Below are 25,398 nucleotides of genomic sequence, written 5' to 3'. Positions count from 1 at the left end.
TTTCCGATTTTTTTGCATTTTACCAGCTTCTTTATTATTTATCAACCAATAATTTATTTCCTCCAGTAATTAGTATTTAATAAGTTTAGATAATTAATCTAAATGACTTAAAAACTCAGAAACCTTTGTTAGGTAATCTATAAGATTATGATTACTTATCCCGGTTATTATTTCATTTCGAATACCCCTCTTTACATCATTTGGTAGTACAAGAAATAATGCAAATTCTATAATGTATATATCACTATCATTAAGTGGGATCTTTCCCAATAAATTATTAATTTCCCTTGATAAATCTGTAAATTTTTCTGTTTCATATTCGTGACTACATATTTCTTCATTATTAGTATTTTTAATTTTCAAAATAGCCTTATATATCTTTGTTCTATTAAAGTTCATTAAGATATTTTTAATTTTTGTTATGTTTTCTTCTTTTAAAAAAAACTCAGTTAACCGTTCTAGGATTTTTAAAATATCTGCTGATATTTTTATCCAGTCGATATCACTAAGCTTAACTGTTCCATCTTCATTTGAAAGAATAATCTCCTTTTTGTAACCTTTAAATGCCTCGTCATACAACTCTCCTAAAGTAGGTAAGATCTCTTCTTTCCCACTATACATTATTTCACCCATTTGATTCTCCTTTAATGATATAAATCTATTCATCAGTGCTTTTTGCCATGCCTCATGATAATACATTTTTCCATCTAATAAATTCAGCGTTTCATTAAATCTGTCTAAATCTTGAAAAGTAGATGTATTATATAGAGAGAAAAGAACATATTTATAATTTTCCATGCTATAAAAATATTTACTAAGTTGATAAGTATTACACTGAGCAGCGTGTAGGCAAATATTATCTATTTTATTTGCACCAATAAGCTCTAAAAATTTTTCTAATTCAACTACATACTTAGGATTATATCCAATAATAAGTTTGCGTCGCATATTATAGTGTGAATCTATTATTAAATATACTGTTCTATTGGAACTATTTATTCTTTCAAGTTTATCCTTTGAGGGACAAGCTACATATCCAGAATGGAGTATAATTTTTTCAATAATCTTTTTTTTACTATTTATGTATTTACAAAAATCTATATTGGACTCATGATAAACATCCACATGAAAATAATATATATCACTAATTTTCGGGAAAGTAATTTCCTTTAAGTTAGATATAAATTTTTTAATATCTTTATTATTGATATTTGTAATTAAAAGGTTAGTATAAAAGTCCTTATTATAGTTAACTGATGCAATATATAACCCCGGAAAATCGATATAAGCCCGAGTTAAACAGTCGCTAGATGTCTCATAAAGTACATCACCATATACTAAAATATGCGAATTGTCATTTAAAATATATTCATCGAATATTTTCATGTTTATCAATGGCTTAAATAGCAAATTATAACTGTTTTTTATCAAATATTTAGATAATATTTTTTTCCCTTTTTTGCTTGGTAGATTAAGATCATCATATGAAGATATTAATCTAAGAAAGTTATCAAAATATTTTTCTGATTTTTTAACTAAACGTAGCTTAAATATACTTATATTTACAGTATCCTCAGAAACTTGACATGATAGGTATATTTTGAGCCCTGTTTTAATTGAATATTTATAGTAAACAAATATCTTCTTTCGCTCGTCTGGAAGTGTTCTATAACCAGAATTTTCAATTCTTTCAATTATCTGTTTATCATTATTATTAAGATCTATTGCTTCGATTTTTTCGAATAGAAAGTTCATAATTGAAACCTTTATTATCCACTAAGTATAATTTTATTGACTTTAATTTACAATATCCATTGCAAATTACACTTAAAAAATTTTTATATATATATAGTTCTTTTATTTCGTTACCTTCCTTTTTTGTATTAACTAAAGAAATTGGTGGTAAAACTCTTTCATCACTCTCTAAAGATACAGCATTGAAAACAATTTTAGCAGAACTTAGCTTCTTAAGAACGATGTTACCATCTTTATTTTGATACTTTCCATCTTCAGTTTGAGTTAGGGTATACTTATCATAACTGCTTTCTTCACTTGGATATTTGAGACCTTCTTGATTTTGTTGAGCATCAGACTCCGCAAGTTGTCTATGATAAAATCCATCATCATAGAAATTATATTTTTCAACTTCAGAAGACCATACAGATACATATATAAAAAATAATAGAAGTAGTTTAAGTATTATTTTCATCATTATTCCTCTTTTTCGTTTCTAAAATTATAAGGTGTAAACACATGCTGAATCCTACCTTTTTCACCAACATATTGACTGGTAACAATAACCCTTTTTGAACCGATCAAATGCATAGGATAAATTTTGTATTTACTCTTATTTTTTACTATATGAAAAAAAACATTATCTTTAGAATACAACTTAATGTTGTCTTTAATGATTCGCTTTAAAATGTTATTTCTTTTTCTGTATAGTGACTGTATGTTTTCATTATCAGCTGGAATTGGCCATCCCCTTAATACTGCATCTACCAGAAATTTGTCTATACTATTATTAAATACTTTAGTAAAACTTTCAGTTAAACCTCTTTTGCAGATTTCTACATTTTCTTTTCGAATTTTTGATATTAATGTTGATAAATGTAGCACTTTGTTTTTATCGGTAAATCTAACGTATCTGTCTATATAGTGATATCGCACTTCAACTTTATTATTATTTTTTTTAGAATAAACAACTGATAAATTTCCATAATCATCGATTGAGCAACTTTCTACTAGTTTAAATGAGATTGTTAATTTATAATTTTCCATTTTTATGGATTTATCATCCCTTGTGATATCGAGTATTTTGTTAAAATCTTTCGTTTTAATATTATTTTCATTTTTTACTATAATGTTATATAGTTCATTAAATCTTAAAAGTTTCTGATCATTCAAATATATAAATAATTCAAGAATAAATTCAAAAATAGGATTATTTTCAATAGTAGCTTCTGTGTTGTTTACTTTCCAGTTTTTGATATCATCCTCGAAATAAACCATATCATATTTATCTACATCCTTTTTATAAAAAGGGATGATTATAGGAATATCTTCATTATATCTAATTAATTTAAGATAATGTAAACTTTCGTATTGATTATTGTATATGGATTTTTGAATATTCAAAGAATATTCCCAATACTTTTGATGTTCAACTTCTGTATTTACTACATAAGCTTCGTCTACTTCTGAATATTTAGATTTTAATGAACTTATAATCATAGATATATCATTTAAAAATGTTATATTTGATGTTATGTTTTTGTTTAAATAATAACCTATTCCAAAACTAATGTAACTGTTAAATTCATTGGAATCTTTCTGTCTAATATCATAAATAGCTCTATATAAAGCTAAAGATAATTTTCTACAAACTTCTTCTTTAGCATGGCCACTGACAATAAAACCAGTATATTTTCCATTATCTTTAATCCATAATATATGTACCGGAACGTTGTTTATATCATACACTGGTAACTTATTGAAATCATTGGTAGTAACTTTCTTAGGTATTTTCTTAGTTGTTACAACACTACATTGAATTATCAATAAAGTAACAAGAGAAATTAAACAGAAATTTTTTATAAAGTTATATATCATAAATATGTTTCTCAAAAAATTTAAAATTGTATTTGCATTCTATTATACATAGTAAGTGGCAGGGTTGGTTGGATAAGATATACTTACTACTGTAGTTGATTGTTGCGTGCTGGCACCACTGTCACCTGCATCAATAATCATTTTAGTAATTCCTAAATTAATAATTAACCCCTGTCCTTCAGGGACAGGGCCAATCAAAGAACTATCTTTTTTCTCTTTAAAGTTATCACAAGAAAAAAAAGATACTATATATATTATAAAAAAGTAAATTATTCTTTTCATTATTAACTTCGCTTCATTGATTCTCAAATTTTGTTATAAACAAACTATAGTCCTTACTCCCCGAAGTTTTATTATCAGTAGAGCCAAAATCCTTTCCGAAATTTACTGCATTGTTTGCAGAGATGACTCCCAGAGCATATATATAATCACCATGAGTAATCATTGTATTTAGGTGAGTGGAACTATTAGTTCCATCATGATTTCCGAATGTTTTTGTCCATTGATAAGAACCATCATATTTAATCTTGGAAATGTAAGCGGCATTGTTGTTCGTTATAGACTTATTGTCAACACCTCCAAAATCCTCAGCAAAATTAAAAGAATTTCTAAAGTTATCCGTTACATATACGTTGTCGAATGAGTCTACTTGAATACTTCCTGTTTGGCTACTGCTTGTTCTCATTCCCAACCTTTTTGACCAATAATAACTTGCATCTTTTGAAATTTTAGTTATTGTCCCATGAAAATCATTGGAAGACAGGAAATCATTTGCACCAAATGGAGTCCCAAAATTGTATGTGCCTATAAGATTAGCACCTGAGATATAAATATCCTCAGTGCTATTTATAGTAAAGCGAAAATTATCAATACTTAAACCTCCACCATAAGGAATTAGCTTTGTCCATCCATAAGATTCATTAGAGTTAATTTTAGTTAGAAAAAGTGTCGTATTCGCACTGAGAGTCTTCGAATCTGAACTACCAAAATCAGAAGCAAAATTAATTGTTCCTGCATAAGCTCTTCCCATTAGATATAGGTTACCATTATTCGAAACTTTGAACTCATTTACGTAATTGTCTGCATTTCCTCCAATTATTTTTGTCCATTGATATCCTCCATCAGTAGTTATTTTAGTAAGGAAAGTATCAAAAGTGTAAAAGCCATTAGTATCTTTATTGGAACTTCTGGTATCCGTTCCGGAAAAGTCACTTCTAAAATTACATGTTGCATTATACCAACCGTAAAGATAAATATTAGTGTTATATACTTTTCCTGAAATAAAAATTGCCGTAGTAGTAGAACATAAAACTTTTGTCCATACATATGAACCACTGGTTGTGATCTTAGTTATGAAACCTGTTGAACCTGCTCCTGCAGAAATTCCTGTTTTACTATCAGAAGAACCAAAATCAGTACCAAAATTTACCGTATCTTGAAATTGACCGATGATATAAATATTATCCCCAACTATCTGAAAATCTCTCATTCTTTCTGTATTCGAACCTCCTATTGTTTTTGTCCATCCATAGGTTCCATCGGCATTAATTTTAGTTATAAAGATATCATAACCCAAAGTATTTCCATCTTTACTGGTCTTACTATCACTCCCTCCAAAGTCTTCTGCAAAATTGACAGTTCCATTCCACATACCAGCTATGTATATATTGCCTAAACTATCTTTTTCTAAGCGTGAAAAATAATCTAACTTTCCAGTTGATGTAGATTTAATTATTTTTGTCCATTGGTATCCAGATTTTACTTCGATGCTTAAAGTAGTATTTGTGCTTCCATAAGTATTTGAAGCTGTTATAGTATATTGTGTATTAGCTTTTGCTTCAGTTGGAGTACCTGATATAACACCTGTAGTAGTATTTAAAGATAATCCTGTCGGTAAGCTGGGTGAAATTGAATAACTAGTTGCAATTCCCGAAACAGTAGGGTTTAAATTTGTTATAGCCACTCCAACCTTAGCTGTTAGTTGAGATGTATTATAAGCAATACTACTTGGTGATGAAGTAGGAGTTCCAGGTGCAACAACTTCAATGCTGATTGTAGTAGATGTCTCTCCATAAGCATTCCGAGCAGTAATTGTGTAGGTAGTTTTAGTTGATAACTGTTCTGGAGCACCTGATATGATTCCATTTGAAGGGTTAAAAATTAATCCAGATGGTAGACTGGGTGAAATAGAATAGGAGGTTGGAGCAGTTCCTGAACTTGAAGGAACATTATTAGTTATTACGACTCCTTTGGTATATATGCTCGTTGGATTACTATAAGTTAAAGATGAAGGTGGAGCATCGACTACAGTTATTGTGATACTTATACTGTTTTCATTTGTTTTGTTTTTGCTATCTACAGCTATTATTTTGTAGATATTTCCAGGAGTTGCTGTCGTTGGAGTTCCAGATATTATACCAGTTGAAGGATTTAAAACCAAACCTTGAGGTAATGTATTTTCAGAACTAAATGTTAAGTTGTCTCCTGTAGTTGTTGGAATATTATCATCAATTTTCTTTCCAACATAGTAAGTGGCAGGGTTGGTTGGATACGATATACTGACAGTAGTTGCTTGCTGCGTGCTGGCACCACTTCCAGAATTTCCTGCATCAATAATCATTTTAGTAATTCCTAAATTAATAATTAACCCCTGTCCTTCAGGGACAGGGCCAATCAAAGAATTATCTTTTTTCTCTTTAAAGTTATCACAGTTCATTAGCAGAATTGTGATAATTAAATATAATATAACTTTCATAAATATTTCCTAATTATTACATGAGTTTTTATAATTTAACGAATAAAATTTGTAAGGATCAACCCAACCTTCTTTTGCAACTCCATCACAATTTAAATAAGACCAACCATACCCCTTGGAAGTGGAACTTGTTTCTGAAACATTGGTAAAACTAATATGTAGATGTTGATCCATTTTTAAACTATTACATATTGATAAAAAATTATTATTTGAATCGCAACAATCCTGCTTTTCATTATTAGCATCTTTATAAAAATACGCAGAGCATTTATTAAAATCGTCTCTGACAGTTCCTATTTTTTCTCCTTTACTTACTGTTAAGCTAGGTTCCCCTGCAGTTAGTTTTTTAGTTAAATAAGCATGACCGTAATATATTCTCAGTAAATCCCCATTATATTTTTTTCCGGAACACTCTAATACAAAAAATGCATTATAAAGATCTTGGGTTTTGGAGTTATCACGTACTATTTTTCCACCACAAATACTTGTCACAGGAATATCTGCCAATGGAGAAGCAAAGTTTGATACAAATAAATCAACTCCTTTATGTATATTATTATCCGAAGAACGAATATAACCAAAGTTCCAAGTTCCTTGACTTACCCATTTTCCATCTTTATATTTATCATCCATAGGAAATCCTAAATCAGTTGTAGCAACATTTATTTGCTTACTAACACTGGTTGTTGCGTAGTTTGATTTAATTACTCCGGCGGGCATAGCAGCTAACATATATCTTGAGTTTTCGTTTGAGAAATGATGATAAAAACTCACTTTTGTTTTTAAAGTAGTCATGGAATCTGAACTAATTTTATTAGTAGGTACTGTATAATATGCATCATAAGTATATTTATTTAACTTATCCGTTGAACTCACAAATAATTTATATGTCCCATCTATATTTTCTTCCATTTTAAGAAGTTTTCCATTTATAGTATGGATGCTTTCTCCAGAATATTTTACACCCAAGCTGGATTTCAAATCCTTACTAAAGCTATACAAAGACCATTTTATATAATAAGTTTTTCCGGTAATAAAATTAAATTCAGTAATGCTATTCTGTATTAATGCTGGAAAACTATTGCCGGTTGATGGAAAGCAAATACCATTTTCAACTTTGTCTATTTTTATTGTATTTGAGCTCAATTCACAGATATAAAACGATTCTACAGTAACACCCACAGCCAACATTAATTTTTCTTTCTCTTCTGTAGATGATGGACTTTCATTCAAAAGAAAAAATTGACTTGTCTTTGATGATGTATTGGATATTTTAGATTGAATACTGAAACCTGCGTTTTGGTATGTAGAAGAAATATCTGGAAGCCCTGAGGGAAAATAAGCATAGAGCATAATTTTGGAATCAGGAATTATAAAGCCAAGACTAATAAAGACATCAGAACTCTTATCTCCATAGAAAGAGTAGGTGACTGTGCAACTATATTTTATAGAATTGCTACTTCCTATAGAATAGTCCCCTTCAACAGGAGTTGAGCAACTTTCACCTGTTAGGCTATCTCTCCAAACATGAACACCATGATTATTATAATCTAAATCTATAAATGTTTTTAAACTAAGATAAGATTCGATTGTATACGAAAAAGTATAATTAGTATTTGGAGAGAATTTCCACATACCATTTTCAGTTACTGGTTTTGGAGAAATGGATAAATCAGCAACAACTGCTCCAGATCTCAATAAAGCTCTTTCTTGAAAATCACTTAAGCTATATGTTTTTGTAGCATCAATTACTACCTTTGCGGGATCTAATTTCTTTTGATTAACTTGAGTGACTCGTTGCTGTTCAAGCACTGCATTAACATTACCCTGTAGAGCAACAGCAGCTAAAGCTATTTCTTTGTCTTTATTATCCTTTTTTTTGGTGCAAGAAAAAGGAATAAACAAAAAGAGGATTACTGCATAGGATCCTAATTTATAAATCAAACTTTTATTTTCCACGTTACGCTCTCCCGGAAAGTTCAAAAAAGACTGTAAAGAAAAAAACACATTATCTACAATCTATTCAGATACTCCATTATGACCAAAATATCAATTATCAACAAATATAGTCAAATATAAATCCTTTCATCCCATTTTTTTTATCCATCAACTATTCCGACTAATCAACAATAGTGATGATGCAGCTATTTTAGCCCCGGTAGTAATAAAACGGGCTTATTCCTATATCTGGAGGTATTCTATATACTCAAAGTCAAAGCTCTGGGTCTTGAATTTGAAAATTTTAGGTTCAAAAAAAGCTTCCGTGTAGGCAAAAATGCCTTCCGGGCTTGCGAACATTGAAGATTCCAGCTTCAAAAAAGGCTTCTGTATGTCCTCAGGTTTCAGGCTATCCAGGAAGGAGAGTAGTTTTTCCGGAGCTAAGTCCTCTGCTAAGTGCCAGGCGGAGAGGTGCAGGTTTGGATTTAAACTTTCTACAGAGATCGTCCATTCCGAGCGGATGCGGTTGATTCCGAGAGAATCGAGGTATTCCGGAAGCCCGACTTTTTGATTTTCCGGCTCTTTGTAGAAAGAGAGGAGTTCGGGAGCCATTTCCGGTTTCAGATAATTGTTTACCAGAAGGCCTGCTCGGAAAATATCCTCACTAGCGGAACGAAACTTTAAAAGTCTCTTTAATACAAATAAGGAAGAATCAAAGTCTCTTTCCAGACGGTTCCAGTATGTATAAAGCTCTGCGGCAGAACCGGAGTGCAGTTCGGTAGCCGATACCAGTATAACCTGTATCTGTATATCATTCTGTTTTGCCCAATCCTGTATAATAGCATCGTACCCGGGATTTTTTACCGGATTTACTTTGGATCGAACAATATAAGGTCGGTTCCTTCTTTCCTCTAACAAACCGGTTTCAGAGAGTTGCTTTAGAGCTTTAGAAACCGTTACAGGTGAAACAAAAAGCTCTTCGGAAAGTTCTTTGACTCCGAGTTCCGTTCCAATTTGAATCTTACCTGTCTCTATTTTTCGCTTAATAGTGTCGCTTAACTTCTCAGAAATGCTTTTTCTTGAACTCACAGGGATGGATTTTAAGATATCAAGATAACCATTCCTTTCGAGTTTCTTTGTTTTTGTCGAGGGTTTCATAATAATTTTAATTTAGAAATAGTCTAAGATAGACAAAGAACAAGTCAAGATATTTATTGGTATACTATGAAAATCAAGAGTTTTAATCCTCAGAAGCTTATCTGTGATAAGTTAAAAACCATGCAGGGCATACAAAAAACAGAAGCATTAAAGAAAACTCTAATATATTTGATACAAAACAATGACATTAAAAAAGGAACCGAGATTTCTGTAACAGAGCTGTCGGGAAAATGTAAGTTTTCTCGAACTACCATTGCTAATGCGTTTAAGGAATTACTTACATTAGGTTATCTTGAAGCCCAGGCCAGCAAACCCTATAGAATTAGTGACAGATATAAAATAACTACAAATAAGGCAGAAACATTCCATAGATGGACTAAAAGTCACTTCTTACAATGTAAACAAGATATATTATATATTCATAAACTTGCAGATTACAGAATGTATTCCTATTTGGAACCTTATTTTAGCTCTATTCAAAAAATACACAGTAAAGAGATTATTTTACTCTGCTATGTTCTTTCTCTGAGAAGTGAAGCAGAAAAGGAATATCGTAAGGCAGTTACGGTATTGAGTTTTATCAATCCACTTGTATTTCCCGACATAGAAGCATTTTATAGTGATAAAGAGAATCATAATATAGCTATAGAAGATTATATGGATGAGTATATAGGGGAAGAAAGAATACGCAGCGAATGGTATTGTAAAACCTCCGCACTATCCGAATTACAGCTTCTGCCCTTTTATCAAAATCGATTTGAATTTCCGAATACAAAAGAAAACCCCTTGATGTTGCAGGACGGAGAGTTTGACAAAAACAAATTTTTCCTGCGTTTTACTTCCGAGATTTACAATTCTCGAACCGAAGCACTCGAATTCCTCGAAGCTTTCATGGACACCGATGTGGTTTCTATCAAAATGAGAGACTTCGATTTTATATACGAACCAAGGGATGGACTCATCAGGAAAGACTTCCTTTCCCTTAACCCACAACTTCAGCCGTGGGTTAAGGAGACAGTCTGAGCCAAAGCCAGGCGAAGGCAGGGGGATAGGTAAGAATTAGTATTTGGGTATTGGATATTAGGGATTAGTAATAGAGAAGACTGAAAGAAAGGGGTAGGAGTGAATTAACTATAAGTTTCTATTTTCTGCCAATTCGTTTCTCCAGCCTTTCAATGACCTCTTTTCCGGTATACCCTGGATGAGGATCCTCCTCTACCCTCTCCAGCCTTTTATCAAGCTCACGTTTATAATATTCCTCTACCTCCGGTGCTAACTCTTCAACCCTATCATCCGGATAGGCGATTTCCGCATATTCCGGAATGTATTTATGGATAAGGACTTCTAAAAAATCGTATAACTCCTGCTTGCCCTCGTCTGGTAGTTGTTCGATAGCTTCTAATAATACCTGTGTTTCCATCGGATAACCAGAAAAGCACTAAACAGAATTATGGTCAAGAAATAAAATCTTACTCTCTCTTAAACCCCTGCTTTAGTGGACTCAGGAGAGGCCTCCTTTCCCTTGACCCACGACTTCAGCCGTGGGTTAAGAAGAGCTTCAGTCACAACTTTAGCCGAACTATCCTTCCTCTTTGTGTCCCCTCCCACTCAACTCCCCTTTCCTCGCAGGAAAGGGCTTGGGGGATAGGTTAAGGAAGTAATTCGGAAACGGTAGAATGGAAGATTTGGAGAATTTCTTTTACAGTTTTTGCTTCAATATTTTGATGGGTTGTGATATTATTCAGAGACCTCAAAGATATCAACTTTTTCAACATATTCTAAATTACTTAAATATTTGAGTAACTGTCGTTTAAACTTTTCGGTCTCCACTCTTTTAATTCCTCCCATTTCTTTTTATAGAATTGCAAAGTTTCAAAACTTCCCTTTAAACCCCTACTTAGTGTAGACTTCAGTCGTGGGTCAAAGGAAAACAGCATGGACTTAATAAAAATCGGTTAGGCTCTATTTCGGTGGATGCTTTCCTACCTTAGCAAGCAATTTTCGCAGGTTTTGTAATTCATCACGATTTAATTTTAACTCATCAACTGTGACGCGACCCGTGGAGTTTTTACCTATGATTTCTATGACATCGTCTGTCCAAGCAAAATTTTCAACCCATTCTTGTTTTCTGGGATTATGTAAATCAGTTTCTTTATTTGTAAGCTTATCAATACCTTTTGTCTTATTATACTTATGGTTATTACAACCCTGACAGGAGAGAGCCAGATTTTCAGATTCTGTTTGTCCACCTTTACTCTTGGGAGTTATATGTTCGATAACAAAAGGCTGTGAGGAAATGTTTGCTGGACTCTTACAGTATTCACAAAGACCTTTTGCCCTGCCAAATACAAGCTGTTTTAGTTTTTCAAACGACATATAATTTGGGTTCTAACTCTAATTGTTCTATGAGTTTATCCAGAGAAATGTTTCGAATTTGACTTAACTCTATTAAGTTCTCCAATCGCTCTGCTTGAAGAGATTCCATAAAACTTGTCAATTCTATAAGATTCTCATATTCTATTTCACTAAGGTTTTCTTCTCTTTTTTTTTCCATAAGAACATCGTATTGCTTTTGAATTAGGTTTGGTGCGGTCCGGTTGATTTTTTTCAACAATCGGCTTTCCCTTGCAGAAAGCACAGCGGTATTGTTCTCCCTCTGTAATTTGCTGACAGTTTCGCTCTCCAGTTCACTAACAATGTCTTGCATGGAATACCCTGGATGAGGATCCTCCTCTACCCTCTCCAGCCTTTTATCAAGCTCACGTTTATAATATTCCTCTACCTCCGGTGCTAACTCTTCAACCCTATCATCCGGATAGGCGATTTCCGCATATTCCGGAATGTATTTATGGATAAGGACTTCTAAAAAATCGTATAACTCCTGCTTGCCCTCGTCTGGTAGTTGTTCGATAGCTTCTAATAATACCTGTGTTTCCATCGGATAACCAGAAAAGCACTAAACAGAATTATGGTCAAGAAATAAAATCTTACTCTCTCTTAAACCCCTGCTTTAGTGGACTCAGGAGAGGCCTCCTTTCCCTTGACCCACGACTTCAGCCGTGGGTTAAGAAGAGCTTCAGTCACAACTTTAGCCGAACTATCCTTCCTCTTTGTGTCCCCTCCCACTCAACTCCCCTTTCCTCGCAGGAAAGGGCTTGGGGGATAGGTTAAGGAAGTAATTCGGAAACGGTAGAATGGAAGATTTGGAGAATTTCTTTCACAGTTTTTGCTTCAATATTTTGATGGGTTGTGATATTATTCAGAGACCTCAAAGATATCAACTTTTTCAACATATTCTAAATTACTTAAATATTTGAGTAACTGTCGTTTAAACTTTTCGGTCTCCACTCTTTTAATTCCTCCCATTTCTTTTTATAGAATTGCAAAGAAGCAATTGCACCCTCCCAGTCATGGAACTCCTCGCAAAGTTGCCAGTCATCTCCGTCCCATTCGCTGTGTTTTGTATCTTCATAAGTTTGGAAGTCCATACCTTTCTTTTGAGTAAAGAATTTATCTACCATTTCCCAGTAGGCAAGTTTTGCTTCATAGTATTTTATAATAAGTATTTTGATTGCTTCCTTCTCATTATCTTCCTTTGATATTTTAAGTAGTTCTTTTAGAACTATGTCTTCGGTTATAGCTTCCATCAGGCTAAATTAGCATAAAACTTATTTTATGACAAGTGTTTTTTGGATGAGGTTTTAAAATTTCTCCCTAAACCCCTCCCTCTCCACTCAACTCCCCTTTCCTCGCAGGAAAGGGGTTGGGGGATAGGTAAAAGAATTATGGTCAAGAAATAAACTTGACAGGCCAATCTCGGATAAGATTCAGCTTAGAAACGGAAATATCTCTTAACCCCATACTTAAGTATGGGGTCAAGAAGAACTTCAGTCACAACTTTAGCCGTGGGTTAAGAGGAGCTTTCAGTCACGTTTTCAGCCGTGGGTTAAGAAGAACTTCAGTCACAACTTCAGCCTGGGCGAAGGGGAACTCCAAGTTAAGTATAGGCACTCATCTTCGACTTTATAAGCTTCTATCTTCGACTTTTCCTTCGGTTCATCCGGTTGCTGCCCTTCGACCCTTCGATACAAAATTTATTGCCTTGCAATAAATTTCACTCAGGGTCCTGACTTGATGTACATTAATACAACTCGTTCCCTGAGCAAGCGAATCTGAGACTGATTAGCGAAGCGTATCGAAGTCCCGAAGCCCGGCTTGGGAAAGGAGAAAAACATGGCTTTATTTGAAAATTCAATTTTTTCTGCTCTCCGGGGCAGTATCGATACGGTTATCGTTTTACAGGCTTAAATGTGTATTCCGGTTCAACCCTGCCAGTCATTCCGGTGAAAGTTGCCACCTGACTTAATGAAATAGAATTGCATTCCGTTTTTAGCTTTACCAGGCTTCCGGTTGAAACTTTACCACACGGAAAATAAGTAATTCGGGACAAAGGTTAAAAGTTTCCTCAATCATCGCAACGAAAAAGTCTTTCAACTAAGAGGGGAAAGACTGATGAATCAGAGGATAAAAATGAATAAAATTGTTGAAATAGTAAGACTCTACGAACTGGGTTTGAGTAAACGGAGTATTAGTCGAAACTTAAGTATTTCTCGTCCAGTAGTATCAGAGTATCTCCAAATATTCCGCAAGTCAAATATGACATATAAAGACCTCTCTCTTATGAAGGAAAGTGAGGTTCTGGATATATTAGATTCCAGAAATCTTTCCCGAAAAGAAAGGTATCAGCAGCTATCCATTAGGTTTCCTGACTATGCTGTTCAGTTGAAAAGAGTTGGAGTTACCCTGCAAATATTGTGGGAAGAATATACAAAAGAAGTTTCAGAACCCTATAGCTATACCCAGTTTTGTTATCACTATCAGACATGGAAAAACAGCAAAGAAGTCAGTATGCATATAGAGCATAAATATGGTGATAAACTGTTTGTGGACTTTACCGGAAAAAAGCTAAAAATAAAAGATCCCAAAACAAATGAAGAAAGAGAAGTTGAAGTATTTGTTTCTGTATTAGGTGCGAGTCAATTAACTTATGTAGAAGCGGTATATTCTCAGAAGAAAGAAGATTTTATTCGTGCCTGTGAGAATAGTTTACAATATCTTGGAGGGGTTGTGAATGCGATTGTTCCGGATTGCTTAAAAGCTGCGGTAACAAAAAGTGATAGGTATGAACCTGAAATCAATCCTGAGCTTTTGGATTTTGCCAGACATTATGATACGGTTATTTTCCCGGCAAGGCCCTATAAGCCCAAAGATAAAGCACTCGTAGAAAATGCGGTGAACATAGTATATACTAGAATATTTGCTCCTCTTAGAGATCAAACATTCCTGAGCCTCTCAGAATTGAATGAGGCAATACAGAAACTATTAGATAAACATAATAATCTAAAAATGCAGAGATTAAATCATTCAAGAAGAGAAGATTTTGAAAGAAACGAAAAACAGTTACTAAAGCCTCTACCTGCAGAAAAATACATGTTCAAGAAATTTGCAATGTCTACAGTAGCTGTAAATTATCATGTCTACCTTCCTGAAGATAAAAACTATTACAGCGTGCCTTATCGCCTAAAAGGTCGTAAAACCACGATAATCTATACTCAGGATATAGTTGAGGTATTCTACAATAATGAGAGAGTGGCTTTGCATAAACGTGATAGAGCACAGGGTAAATATAGCACAAATATAGACCATATGCCTCCCTCTCACAAGTCTTATGCGGAATGGAATTCTGAAATGATATTAAGCAGAGCATCTCTTCTGGGAGTAAGTGTAAGGGAGCTATCCTCAAATATTCTAAATACTTACAAATATCCCGAACAGGGATATAAAGTATGCATAGGGATTATTAACCTTGGAAAGAAATATGGGGGAAAGCGAGTTAATAGAGCCTGTGAAATCGCATTAGAATACAAGCAAATAGGCTACAGATTTATAAAAAATATTTTGCTAAATGGAATGGATGCATACGAGCAAGAAAACTTATCTTCCAATGACATCAAACATGAAAACCTGAGAGGAAAAGTATATTACAATAAGGAAGAATACTGATATGACTAATGAAGATACACTTGAAAAAATAAAAATAATGAAACTTTATGGAATGCAGAGAATCTTTAAATCTGCATTGGATATGGGCTTTAATAAACTGAGTCCGGATGAGTTTGTTGCTTCTCTCGTAGATGCCGAATGGGAGGAAAGATATAATCGGAAGCTGACAAGATTATTAGCTACAGCTAAATTTCGATACAAAGCTAATCTGGAAAGCATCAGCTATGATAGCGGTAGAAATCTGGATAAAAATATGGTTCTAAAATTAAGCTCCTTTGAATGGATCAAAAGGAAATATAACCTTATTATATCCGGCCCGACCGGAACTGGGAAAAGTTATTTAGCATGTGCTTTTGGAAATAATGCCTGCCTGGAAGGATACTCTGTGCTATATTACAATAGCAGTAAATTATTCAATTCTTTAAGAATGAAAAAAGTCGATGGAAGTTACAATAGAGAAATTGATAAGATAAAAAAAACGGATCTACTTATCCTTGATGATTTTGGACTGGAACCGTTTGATAAGAAAACAGCATTGTTTCTTATGGAAATAATTGAAGATAGACATGGACAAAAGTCAACAATTATTACTTCTCAATACCCTATTTCATCCTGGCATGATGTGGTAAATAACCAGACAATTGCTGATGCAGTTTGTGACAGAATATTACACTCTTCTTACACATTCACGTTGAAAGGAGATTCCATGAGAAAATTAATTACAAAAGGTTTGACTTAATCTATGTTAGGCTTTCATCTGTCATTAGGATGATTTTGAAAACATTTGAGTGGTAAAGTTTCAACCGGAATGACTGGCAGATTTCACCGAAATATACATAAAGGCAAAACCTTTGTCAGACGAAAGATAATACGGCGAAGCGCAGCTAATACCCGGGCACAGGCAAAGAATGAAAGTAGGTTTGGCCATTTTTAAAAAACGGTAAAAGCTTTTAAAGAGCTTATCTATCTTAGATTTTGCTTTCGAAACTCACTCGGAGTCATTTTTACAAATTTTACAAACTGGGTATTGAAAGTGGCTTTGGTATTGAATCCAACCTCAAAGGCAATCGAAAGAATCGTCTTCTCCCTATCTTCAAGAAGTAGTTTTTGAGCCTCTTTGATTCGAAACGAGTTGATAAATTCATTGAAATTCTGACCGAATTGTTCGTTAATAATCCGGGAAACCTGGTTGGGAGAAATTTTTAGCTCATCAGCGAGTGTACTTAAGCGAATATCTTCATCCATAAAAATTTTATCGGTTTCCATGAGTTCTAAAAGCCTATCTTTAATTGCATCGAGGTTAATTCCATTTAGCTGGGTCTTTAAGTAACGTTTTTCTTCGATTTCCTTTTGAAGAGAGATAAAAAAGCCCGGATACATATCTCGTATTAAAAAGATAGTCATGCAGATAAGAGTAATGAAGGCGGCACCAATGTGCATGAGTACTTTACTCTGAAGGGCATAACCCAAAAAAGCAACGATAAGTGTGGGAACCGGACTGATTACTATAAAATAAAGGGCTCCTCCGTAGCTTATATCAAAGTTCTTTTTTATTTTCAAAAAGAGACTCATTATATAGAGAAGGTAAATCGAAATATGACCGACTCCTATGAAGATACCAATATTAATGATGCTTGGGATAAAAGAGGAAAAGGAAGCAGTTAATTGTTGTCTTTGAATTTCCAGGGGAAGAGCAAAAAAGAAGATTTCATAAATCAGGACAATAAAAGCCGGGAAGAAATGCAGTCGATAGGAGTATTTGGGAGGGCTTATGGCAAAGCTTAGCATCTGTATAAATAAGAGCAAAAGAAAGGGTCCGATACAATACAAAGTAAAGATAACAGCGAAATAAGCGTAAGGATACTGAAGAGGGGATTCACTTAAATACAAGCCCAGTCTGGATTGTAGGGATGCAACTAAAAGACCGAGAAAAAAGAGAGGATGAAGACCTTTTTCTCCTTCCTTTCTGAGCAATTGAATCAGGGCCATTAAAAGTCCCAGTCCGCTGCCTATTTGAATAAAATAGAGGTTCAAACTCTGAATTATCATTTTTCAATAGACAAACTAAGAAAGATACCTTTTAGAAGCTACCTGTTTTTTTTTAATCAAATTAGGTCTGGAAGAATTCTACCTTTTTCTTGAGGTAAAATGAATCATTTTCCAGTTTTCCTGAAATTTCTGAGAGTTCTTCCGAGGAAAACGCAATAGTTTGAGTCAGTTTGTTTATTTCGGTTATGGCCTCTACAATTTCCTGAAAAGCCAGGGTCTCTTCTTTGGTTACATAATTAATCTTTTCACTCATGGCTTTAATCTGAATAGCTTCTTCTTCAACTGTTTGGTTATTTTCTAGAGTATTCAGCATGTATTGGTGCATCTGGTTAATGTGTTCATCAATTCTCTGTATACCCTCGTTGATTTTCTCTATAATAAAAAGGGTTTCCTGAGATTTCTCCATCCCGGATTGGATTCGTGTATGATTCAATTGAACCATGGATTTGATTTTTTCTAACTCCTTGTCGGTTTGTTTTGCGAGCTTGCCTATTTCGTCTGCAACTACTGTGAATCCGATACCTGCTTCTCCGGCTCTTGCTGCTTCTATAGAAGCATTAATCGATAAAAGGTTTACTTTTTTGGAGATGTCATTAACTATGTTGATTACTTTGGTCATTTCTTTAGAAGAGGAAATGATGTCTGTCATCTTCTGATTCATTTCCTGTAAAGTTCTATAACCTATAGAAGAATCTGTTTTAATGGAAGAGGATAAAATACCTGCACCTTCAATTTCATTGTTTATTTCTTTAATCATGGTGCTCGAAGAAGACATACAATGTAAAAGCTCTAAAACCAATTTATTTTGCTCACCGGTGCTAAATGCAATTTCCCCGACTTCTCTATAAACACCTTCGATAGAAGCCGAAATTTGTTCTGTACTGGCAGCTTCTCCCTGTGTGGTTAAAGATAACTTTTTGGTTGCAGTAGAAATTTGACTGGAAGATGTAGCTACGAGAGAAGTTAAGGATTGAACTTCGCTAACAATACTTCTTACCCTGGTTACAAATCGGTTAAAATTTAGGGTTAGCTTTCCAAGTTCGTCGTGTGAGTTGCAATTTATTCGAGAGGTTAAATCACCATTGCCACCGGAAATGTCAGCCATTTGTAAGGACATATCTTTAAGGATAGTCATAATGGTAACTTGATAGATAAAATAACCTACCAGACCGACAGCTATACCAGAGATGACGCAGGTTGTGCAAAATATATAAAACATCTTTTCACTTTTCCAACTCGCTACAAAATAGGTAGCAAAAAAGGGAAAAATACTTCCCAGTAAAATTCCAAAGCCAACCGAATAACTTAAGAAGCGCCTGATAATACTTGTTCTGTGGTAATTCATATTACTAACCCTATTAAGACTTTATAGTATTTATAATACCTAATAAACTCATACTTCCTGTGCTTTTTGTTTATTAGACTAAGAATTATCTTACTCTTCTGCCTCCAGGATTATGATTGAAATCATAATATCTAAAATAAATTGTCAATAAATTATGAATTAAATTCAGAAAATGCAGCTTGTTTGTAATTTCTATTTAAAAATATGAAAAAATAGTAGAAATTATTTTTCATAGAATTATCTTTGAAAACAGGAGAAAGATCTCATGTGGAAGAATCTGGAAGAAAGGTTTATAGAGCTTAAAACTTTATATAGTTCTGATAAAAACTTTTTAGATAATAAAAGTTTATCGATAAATCAGTTCCTGGATATTGCTGTAAAATGTTGTGATTCTTTACAGGAGATACACAGTAAAAATATAATTCATAAAGATATAAAGCCGCATAATATTTTGATTAACACAGATGGAACTGTAATTAAAATAACGGATTTTGGCATCTCTACTTTTTTAAATGAAAACTTAAATCAAATTTATCAAAAAGCCACCCTGGAAGGAACACTTCCCTATATTTCTCCTGAACAAACCGGTCGTGTGAATATAAGTCTGGATCAAAGAGCAGATTTATATTCTCTTGGTATTACCTTTTATGAGCTTTTAACCACTGAAAGACCTTTCAAGTCCGAAGATCCCCTTGAATTGATTCATGCACATATAGCAAAACAGGCCAGCAGGCCTTCTAAGCATAATCCGAAAATCCCAAAAATTTTAGATGCAATCATACTAAAGTTAATGTCAAAGCCTCCACAAGAAAGGTATCAGAGTGTTTCCGGTTTAAAGGAAGATTTAGTATATTTAAGAGAAAATATAGAAAAAGAAGGGAATTCCATTTCGTTTGAATTGGGTAAAAAAGATTTCCTGAATAAGTTTCAAGTTCCTGAAAAACTATATGGTAGAGAGAAAGAAATTGAACTCTTACTATCTTCCTTTCAAAAAATTACTGAGGGCTATGTAGAAATTGCAAGTATAGAAGGTGTTTCCGGAATTGGAAAATCAGTTCTGGTAAATGAAGTCCAAAAACCTATCTTAGAAAAACGAGGATATTTTTTAACAGGAAAATGTGAACAATTTAAAAGGGATGTTCCTTACAGCGTTTTTATTCAGGCATTCCAGGGTCTTTTTACTGAATTTCTTGCAGAAAGTGATGATGAAATACAAAAGAAAAAAAAAGAAATCCTAAGTGCAATAGGAGGGAATGCAAAAGTTGTTACGGAATTGTTCCCTTTGTTGGAATTGGTTGTTGGAGAACAACCTGAATTAGAAAAACTTTCTCCCGAAGCGAATCAAAATCGTTTTCACCTGGTTTTTTCAAAACTTTTAAAAGCACTGGCAACTAAAAATAGACCTATTGTTTTATTTTTAGATGACATGCAATGGATAGATCTGGCAAGTCTTGAGTTATTAAAATATCTATATATAAAAGAAAGAATTAATTTTTTACAGTTAATTCTTTCTTTTCGAAATAATGAAACTCCTTCATCACACCCTCTTATGCTGGCATTGGAGAAAATTACAGAGTCCGGCATTACTCATGTCGTAATTGAACTGAAAGCCTTAGAGAAGAAAGATATTCATGAAATAATCCAGGATTCTGTTGGATATAAGAGTGAAAAAACTGAAGAGCTAAGAGATTTAGTATATTCTAAAACACAGGGAAATCCATTTTTTGTAAATCAATTATTAACAGAACTGGGTAATAAAAAGATTATTTATCTTTCCTCAGAAAATGTATGGGATTGGGATCCCGGGAAAGTTGAAAAGCTTGAGATTACAGATGATGTTGTTAAATTCATGGTAGAGAAAATTACGCAATTAGATAAACCCGTGATTGAAACTTTAAGAGTAGCTGCTGCTATAGGAAATCGTTTTTCTCAAAAAGAAGTTTTAGAAATCATTAATTTAGAAGAAGAAAAATTGTCTGATTCCTTAATTACTGCAAATCAACATGGTTTAATATTTTTTAGAGGAGATAAGTATCATTTTGCTCATGATCGAATACAAGAAGCTGCCTATTCGCTGATTTTAGAATCAGAAAAGCCTGCTTTTCATTACCGAATTGCGAAGAAAGCTCTGGAAAAAGCCAGTATGGAAGATATAGAGAAAAAAATATTTTTCATTACCGATCATTTTAATCAGGGAAAATCTGAAATAACAGATGAAGACGAGAAGCTAAAGTATATTAAACTAAATTTGCAAGCAGGCATGAAGGCCAAATCTTCTTCTGCTTTTGGCTCGGCATATAGCTATATAAATAACTCTTTTCACGAGATATCGGGAAAAAGGTGGGAAAAAGACTGTGATCTATGTTTTAATGTTAGCAATGAATATTTAGAATTACTTTATCTGAATTCTATGTATGAAGACTTAGAAAAAATAGCCCTTGAGTTAGAGCCTAGAATTAAAAAGGTAGAAGATTTAGCAAGTTTACAGTTAAATGTAATTAAAGCTAGAACCAGCCAGGGACTTTATTTAAAAGCTATTGATCTGGCAATAGAGATTTTGGATAAGTTAGATTTGAAATTATCAAAACATCCATCCAGGTTTGAGATTATCAAAAGTATTTTATCAACTAAATGGAGACTATCGGGAGGGAAGTTAGAAAATGTAATACATTTACCCGAATTAAAGGATAACCTGAGAGTTTTAGCAATAAATAAAGTTCTTAATTATGCCTTTACTCCCGCTTATTTTGCTAATCCTGAATTGTTTGTGATTCTTGTTGTCAGTATGATTCACCTCAGTTTGAAATACGGGAATACAAAGTATAGTTCTTATGCTTATGCTACATACGGAGTTGTATTATGTGGTGAGTTAATGGAGATGGATACCGGCTATAAAGCAGGCGAAATTGCACTTAAATTGAATGAGCTATATCCTTTACCTGAACTTAAAGTTAAAATTCATTTAGTACATTATAATCTGCTTTATATATGGACACAAAAATTATCTGAATCTATTATTCCGCTTGAAAAAGTTTTTCCACAAAGTATAGAAGTAGGTGACTATGAGTTTGCTGGCTTTCAGGCTAACACAATTATAATTCAGGATTTTTTTGGCAGTATAAATTTAAAAGATGTAGATGTTAAGCTGAGTAAATATAATGATGTTTTAAAAAAATCAGTTCAAATTTCATCTCAAACTATGATTAATGGACTGGGTCAATTAATTCATAATCTGTTAGGAAAAGCAAAGATAAGAGAGGAATTATCCGGGGAATATATGAACTATTCTGAATTCTTAATGAATCATGAAAAACAAATAGATAATGTTTCGAGCCTTTATGTGTATACCTATCAATCTATAGTTTTCTTTCTTTTTCATAAATACGAAGAAGCTTTTTCTTTAAATCAGTATATAGAGAAATACCGAAATGGTGGTAAGTCCTCTCCAATTTCATATATTTCTATTCTATTTCAGTCCTTAATAATATATTCTGCGTGGTGGGCTTTTGAAAAAATAGAACAAAAAGAGCTAAAAAGAATTTTAACAAAGAATATAAAATTTTTTAAAACTATTTCGAAATATGCTCCTATGAATTTTAATAATAAATATCTTCTTCTATTAGCAGAAAAAGCAAAAATAGAAAATAAGAAGGAAGTAGCAATTGAATATTATAAAAAATCTATAGAAGAAGCAAAAATGAATAGCTTTTTATTTGAACAAGCTATTGCCAATGAACAACTCGGAAAATACTATTTAAACTCTAATCAAAATATAAAAGCTAAAGAGTTTTTAACAGAAGCCTATAATATCTATTCTGATTGGGGAGCTATTGCAAAAGTGGAGCACATGGAGAGGGAATACCATTATTATATTACTAAGAAAAAAAGTAAATTAGCAATAGACTTGACTCAAACAAATACCGTTTCGCAAACAATAACGCAGACCATTTCGAATACTACTACAGGTTCAACGAGTATTTCTTCTTTTGATGTTAGCACAATTTTAAAGACTTCTCAGGCTCTTTCGGGAGAAATAGAACTTCAAAATCTCTTAAAAAAAATTATGAAATACTCCATTGAAAATGCGGGTGCTCAAAGAGGAGTTTTATTATTACCGGATGAAAAAGGAAAATCATTTAAAATAGAAGCAGAAGGTAATGTGAATGAAGAGTATAATATTATGCAATCGATATCCATAGATAAAAGTTCTGGCATTCTTCCTATCTCCATCATTAATTATGTTCGAAAATCTAAAGATAGTGTAATATTAGAAGATGCTTCTAATTCACATCTATTTAAAAATGATCCTTATATTGTGGTGAACAATGCGAAATCTATAATATGTGTACCTTTAAAGTTTAAAAGAAAAATTTCAGGGATTATCTATCTTGAAAATAACCTTACGACCAATACTTTTAGTGGAAGCAGTTTGGAAATTATTAAAGTACTATCAAGTCAGGCTGCCATTTCAATAGAAAATACACGTTTATTAGAGCAAAGAGAAAAAGCAGCTATTGCTGAAAAAGAAATGGAAATAGCCAGAGACATTCAAACTTCTCTATTACTTGAAAAACCGGAAATTAAATCTTTCGATGTACTGGCTTATATGCAAACCGCTGATGAAGTCGGTGGAGATTACTATGATGTGATACAGGATGGAGAGGATGAATGGGTTGTTATTGCAGACGTAAGCGGACATGGAGTTCCTGCCGGTCTGGTTATGATGATGATACAAACTTCTCTTCATACAGTTATACGATCTGCTAAAAATCTTTCCATTGCTGAAAAACTTAAACAGGTAAACCATGTTATTTCAGAAAATGTTAAGAAGATGAATATTAACAAATACGCAACTTTCACTTTGTTTCATATTAAAGATAATAAATTTTACTTTTCCGGATTACATCAGGATATTCTTATATACAGAAAAAACAAAAAACAGGTTGAAAGTATAGAAACACGGGGTTCCTGGTTGGGTTATGAAGAATTAATGAATGAGTTTTTTATGGATGAACTAAGTTTATCCTCCGGAGATACAATGTTTTTGTATACGGATGGGATCACGGAAGGATATAACGCACAGGATGAAATGTACGGAATCGAAAGATTGAGAGAACTTCTTAACAGGAATGGAGAGGGCTCACTGCAAGAGATACAGGATAAACTATTGGATGAATTGAAGGACTACCCCAATAACGATGATGTAACTTTTATGATAATCCGAAAGGTTTAAATTTAATCGATTGTAAAAGAAGGGAAAATGCTAAGGTTTACATACACAAAAATGGAGAATTTCCGGCTTCACAAAATTTATATTGAGGCAATTTAAATTTCTTGACATGCCTGTTACTTGAGTTACACTCAAAACATGGAAAATTTATTTTTAGCCCATGGTTCGATTGAGCCGCATATGCATTTAGGTAGGGAAATTCTATCTCTCATGCCTTTCGTTATGCTTTCTCTTCTTGGAATTGGAGCTTTTCTTTACTTTTTTAAGAAAAAAAAGGTATAAAAGACCATGCCTACTATTTTTTGGATTCAATCAGGTGCCTGTAGTGGAGACACTATGTCTTTTTTAAATGCAAATGATCCCAACTTGAATCAGTTTTTTGATCTTTATTCGATTCAACTACTCTGGCACCCTTCCTTATCGCCCATTTCCGAGAAAGAATTTGAGCAATTGATTGAAGATATAAAAAATGAAAAAATACCTCTCGATATTTTTTGTGTAGAAGGAAGCATTTTGACCGGACCGGAAGAAACCGGTATGTTCGATACCTTCCTGGGAAGACCCAAAATGGAGGTGGTTCGGGAGCTTTGCGAGAAAGCTAATCTGGTTTTGGCTGTGGGTACCTGTTCTTCTTTTGGTGGAATACCCGCCGCTCCCCCAAATCCCACTGATGCTGTTGGCTTGCAATGGTTTAAAGATGAGCCGGATGGTCTGTTTGAATTGGATTGGCGTTCAAAAAGTGGTTATCCGGTTATCAATCTGGCAGGTTGTCCCGTGCATCCCAATACTATCGTTCAAACCATGCTTTATCATTTAACAGGTCAGAAAATTGAATTGGATCATCTAAATCGACCCAAGTTATTCTATAATTCGTTGATACACCAGGGATGTTCAAGGAACGAGTATCATGAGTTTGATATAGAAGATGAGAACTTTGGTGGAAGAGGTTGCCTTTTTTTTAACCAGGGTTGTGAAGGGCCTAAAACTTTAGGTACCTGTAATTTAACTTTATGGAATGAAAAAAATAGTAAGCCCCGTGCCGGTGTTCCCTGTTTCGGTTGTACCGCTTCTAATTTTCCGAAAGATAAAAATCTTTTTAAAACGAAAAAATTAGGAGATATTCCTGCTGAATTACCCCTGGGTGTAAATCGAGCGAATTATTTGGCCTATAAAGGATTAGCAAAGTCAGCTACACCTCAACGTCTAAAAGAACGGGAAGTTGATGTATAGATAAGTGTTTAAGTTTGT

General features: G+C 33.4%; 19 protein-coding genes. 6 read left to right on the top strand and 13 right to left on the bottom strand.

Translation table 11 applies throughout. The annotated features are described in order from the left end of the window. Positions 1–93: 93 nt before the first annotated feature. The 7 genes from H7A25_10520 to H7A25_10490 form a co-directional block, all read right to left on the bottom strand. Entirely contained in the window at positions 94–1,755 is a 1,662-nt protein-coding gene (locus tag H7A25_10520; GenBank protein ID MCP5500327.1) for a hypothetical protein, read from the bottom strand. Then, on the bottom strand, positions 1,715–2,209 hold the full coding sequence (locus H7A25_10515; protein MCP5500326.1) for a hypothetical protein: 495 nt from the start codon (positions 2,207–2,209) through the stop codon (positions 1,715–1,717). Before H7A25_10515 ends, H7A25_10520 begins: the two co-directional genes overlap by 41 nt. A gap of 2 nt (positions 2,210–2,211) precedes the next feature. Further along, the gene (locus H7A25_10510; protein ID MCP5500325.1) at positions 2,212–3,612 is read right to left on the bottom strand and encodes a hypothetical protein; all 1,401 of its coding nucleotides are present in this window, start codon (positions 3,610–3,612) and stop codon (positions 2,212–2,214) included. A 42-nt stretch (positions 3,613–3,654) separates the two neighbouring features. Beyond that, on the bottom strand, positions 3,655–3,894 hold the full coding sequence (locus H7A25_10505; protein ID MCP5500324.1) for a hypothetical protein: 240 nt from the start codon (positions 3,892–3,894) through the stop codon (positions 3,655–3,657). A 13-nt stretch (positions 3,895–3,907) separates the two neighbouring features. After that, positions 3,908–6,367 (bottom strand): putative Ig domain-containing protein, encoded by a 2,460-nt coding sequence (locus H7A25_10500; protein ID MCP5500323.1) that lies wholly within the window; start codon positions 6,365–6,367, stop codon positions 3,908–3,910. Between the two features lie 9 nt (positions 6,368–6,376). After that, a complete protein-coding gene (locus H7A25_10495; GenBank protein MCP5500322.1) occupies positions 6,377–8,326 on the bottom strand; it encodes a hypothetical protein in 1,950 nt (649 codons plus the stop codon). Positions 8,327–8,548: 222 nt separating this feature from the next. Next, positions 8,549–9,463 (bottom strand): GntR family transcriptional regulator, encoded by a 915-nt coding sequence (locus H7A25_10490; protein ID MCP5500321.1) that lies wholly within the window; start codon positions 9,461–9,463, stop codon positions 8,549–8,551. 66 nt (positions 9,464–9,529) lie between these two features. Between H7A25_10490 and H7A25_10485 the strand changes: the two genes are divergently transcribed. Further along, positions 9,530–10,486 carry a hypothetical protein gene (locus H7A25_10485; protein ID MCP5500320.1) on the top strand — a complete coding sequence of 319 codons (957 nt, stop codon included), beginning with the start codon at positions 9,530–9,532 and terminating at the stop codon, positions 10,484–10,486. 118 nt (positions 10,487–10,604) lie between these two features. Here the strand turns inward: H7A25_10485 and H7A25_10480 are convergent, their stop codons facing one another. From H7A25_10480 to H7A25_10465, 4 genes are all read right to left on the bottom strand, one after another. Further along, entirely contained in the window at positions 10,605–10,883 is a 279-nt protein-coding gene (locus H7A25_10480; protein MCP5500319.1) for a DUF2281 domain-containing protein, read from the bottom strand. A 542-nt stretch (positions 10,884–11,425) separates the two neighbouring features. Next, the gene (locus H7A25_10475) at positions 11,426–11,839 is read right to left on the bottom strand and encodes an HNH endonuclease (GenBank protein MCP5500318.1); all 414 of its coding nucleotides are present in this window, start codon (positions 11,837–11,839) and stop codon (positions 11,426–11,428) included. After that, positions 11,829–12,401, bottom strand: coding sequence for a DUF2281 domain-containing protein (locus H7A25_10470; GenBank protein MCP5500317.1), 573 nt, complete (start codon positions 12,399–12,401; stop codon positions 11,829–11,831). The genes H7A25_10475 and H7A25_10470 overlap by 11 nt, the downstream gene beginning before the upstream one ends. Positions 12,402–12,768: 367 nt before the next feature. Then, complete coding sequence (locus H7A25_10465; GenBank protein ID MCP5500316.1) at positions 12,769–13,110, bottom strand: hypothetical protein; 342 nt, start codon at positions 13,108–13,110, stop codon at positions 12,769–12,771. Between the two features lie 865 nt (positions 13,111–13,975). On the opposite strand from H7A25_10465, the gene H7A25_10460 reads away from it, so the two are divergent. Both H7A25_10460 and H7A25_10455 read left to right on the top strand, forming a co-directional pair. Further along, positions 13,976–15,526: an IS21 family transposase gene (locus tag H7A25_10460; protein ID MCP5500315.1), complete on the top strand. Its 1,551-nt coding sequence runs from the start codon at positions 13,976–13,978 to the stop codon at positions 15,524–15,526. 1 nt (position 15,527) lies between these two features. Continuing rightward, a complete protein-coding gene (locus tag H7A25_10455; protein MCP5500314.1) occupies positions 15,528–16,265 on the top strand; it encodes an ATP-binding protein in 738 nt (245 codons plus the stop codon). A 224-nt stretch (positions 16,266–16,489) separates the two neighbouring features. Here the strand turns inward: H7A25_10455 and H7A25_10450 are convergent, their stop codons facing one another. Both H7A25_10450 and H7A25_10445 read right to left on the bottom strand, forming a co-directional pair. Continuing rightward, positions 16,490–17,575 carry an AraC family transcriptional regulator gene (locus H7A25_10450; protein MCP5500313.1) on the bottom strand — a complete coding sequence of 362 codons (1,086 nt, stop codon included), beginning with the start codon at positions 17,573–17,575 and terminating at the stop codon, positions 16,490–16,492. Between the two features lie 61 nt (positions 17,576–17,636). Beyond that, a complete protein-coding gene (locus H7A25_10445) occupies positions 17,637–18,920 on the bottom strand; it encodes a methyl-accepting chemotaxis protein (protein ID MCP5500312.1) in 1,284 nt (427 codons plus the stop codon). Between the two features lie 265 nt (positions 18,921–19,185). Between H7A25_10445 and H7A25_10440 the strand changes: the two genes are divergently transcribed. From H7A25_10440 to H7A25_10430, 3 genes are all read left to right on the top strand, one after another. Further along, on the top strand, positions 19,186–24,153 hold the full coding sequence (locus tag H7A25_10440) for an AAA family ATPase (protein MCP5500311.1): 4,968 nt from the start codon (positions 19,186–19,188) through the stop codon (positions 24,151–24,153). Positions 24,154–24,288: 135 nt separating this feature from the next. Further along, positions 24,289–24,432, top strand: a complete 144-nt coding sequence (locus H7A25_10435) for a QVPTGV class sortase B protein-sorting domain-containing protein (GenBank protein ID MCP5500310.1) — start codon at positions 24,289–24,291, stop codon at positions 24,430–24,432. Positions 24,433–24,438: 6 nt separating this feature from the next. Next, positions 24,439–25,380, top strand: a complete 942-nt coding sequence (locus H7A25_10430) for an NADH:ubiquinone oxidoreductase (GenBank protein ID MCP5500309.1) — start codon at positions 24,439–24,441, stop codon at positions 25,378–25,380. Positions 25,381–25,398: the final 18 nt, after the last annotated feature.

The sequence above is a fragment of the Leptospiraceae bacterium genome (assembly GCA_024233835.1).
Taxonomy (GTDB): Bacteria; Spirochaetota; Leptospiria; order Leptospirales; family Leptospiraceae; genus JACKPC01.
Note: the sequence above shows the minus strand (reverse complement) of the source record. Positions and strands in the feature narration are given on the sequence as shown.

Excerpts from the sequence above, each read along its gene's own strand:
- H7A25_10520 (MCP5500327.1), bottom strand. The coding sequence starts at position 1,755 with ATGAACTTTCTATTCGAAAAAATCGAAGCAATAGATCTTAATAATAAT.
- H7A25_10515 (MCP5500326.1), bottom strand. The coding sequence starts at position 2,209 with ATGAAAATAATACTTAAACTACTTCTATTATTTTTTATATATGTATCT.
- H7A25_10510 (MCP5500325.1), bottom strand. The coding sequence starts at position 3,612 with ATGATATATAACTTTATAAAAAATTTCTGTTTAATTTCTCTTGTTACT.
- H7A25_10505 (MCP5500324.1), bottom strand. The coding sequence starts at position 3,894 with ATGAAAAGAATAATTTACTTTTTTATAATATATATAGTATCTTTTTTT.
- H7A25_10500 (MCP5500323.1), bottom strand. The coding sequence starts at position 6,367 with ATGAAAGTTATATTATATTTAATTATCACAATTCTGCTAATGAACTGT.
- H7A25_10490 (MCP5500321.1), bottom strand. The coding sequence starts at position 9,463 with ATGAAACCCTCGACAAAAACAAAGAAACTCGAAAGGAATGGTTATCTT.
- H7A25_10485 (MCP5500320.1), top strand. The coding sequence starts at position 9,530 with ATGAAAATCAAGAGTTTTAATCCTCAGAAGCTTATCTGTGATAAGTTA.
- H7A25_10480 (MCP5500319.1), bottom strand. The coding sequence starts at position 10,883 with ATGGAAACACAGGTATTATTAGAAGCTATCGAACAACTACCAGACGAG.
- H7A25_10475 (MCP5500318.1), bottom strand. The coding sequence starts at position 11,839 with ATGTCGTTTGAAAAACTAAAACAGCTTGTATTTGGCAGGGCAAAAGGT.
- H7A25_10470 (MCP5500317.1), bottom strand. The coding sequence starts at position 12,401 with ATGGAAACACAGGTATTATTAGAAGCTATCGAACAACTACCAGACGAG.
- H7A25_10465 (MCP5500316.1), bottom strand. The coding sequence starts at position 13,110 with ATGGAAGCTATAACCGAAGACATAGTTCTAAAAGAACTACTTAAAATA.
- H7A25_10460 (MCP5500315.1), top strand. The coding sequence starts at position 13,976 with ATGAATCAGAGGATAAAAATGAATAAAATTGTTGAAATAGTAAGACTC.
- H7A25_10455 (MCP5500314.1), top strand. The coding sequence starts at position 15,528 with ATGACTAATGAAGATACACTTGAAAAAATAAAAATAATGAAACTTTAT.
- H7A25_10450 (MCP5500313.1), bottom strand. The coding sequence starts at position 17,575 with ATGATAATTCAGAGTTTGAACCTCTATTTTATTCAAATAGGCAGCGGA.
- H7A25_10445 (MCP5500312.1), bottom strand. The coding sequence starts at position 18,920 with ATGAATTACCACAGAACAAGTATTATCAGGCGCTTCTTAAGTTATTCG.
- H7A25_10440 (MCP5500311.1), top strand. The coding sequence starts at position 19,186 with ATGTGGAAGAATCTGGAAGAAAGGTTTATAGAGCTTAAAACTTTATAT.
- H7A25_10435 (MCP5500310.1), top strand. The coding sequence starts at position 24,289 with ATGGAAAATTTATTTTTAGCCCATGGTTCGATTGAGCCGCATATGCAT.
- H7A25_10430 (MCP5500309.1), top strand. The coding sequence starts at position 24,439 with ATGCCTACTATTTTTTGGATTCAATCAGGTGCCTGTAGTGGAGACACT.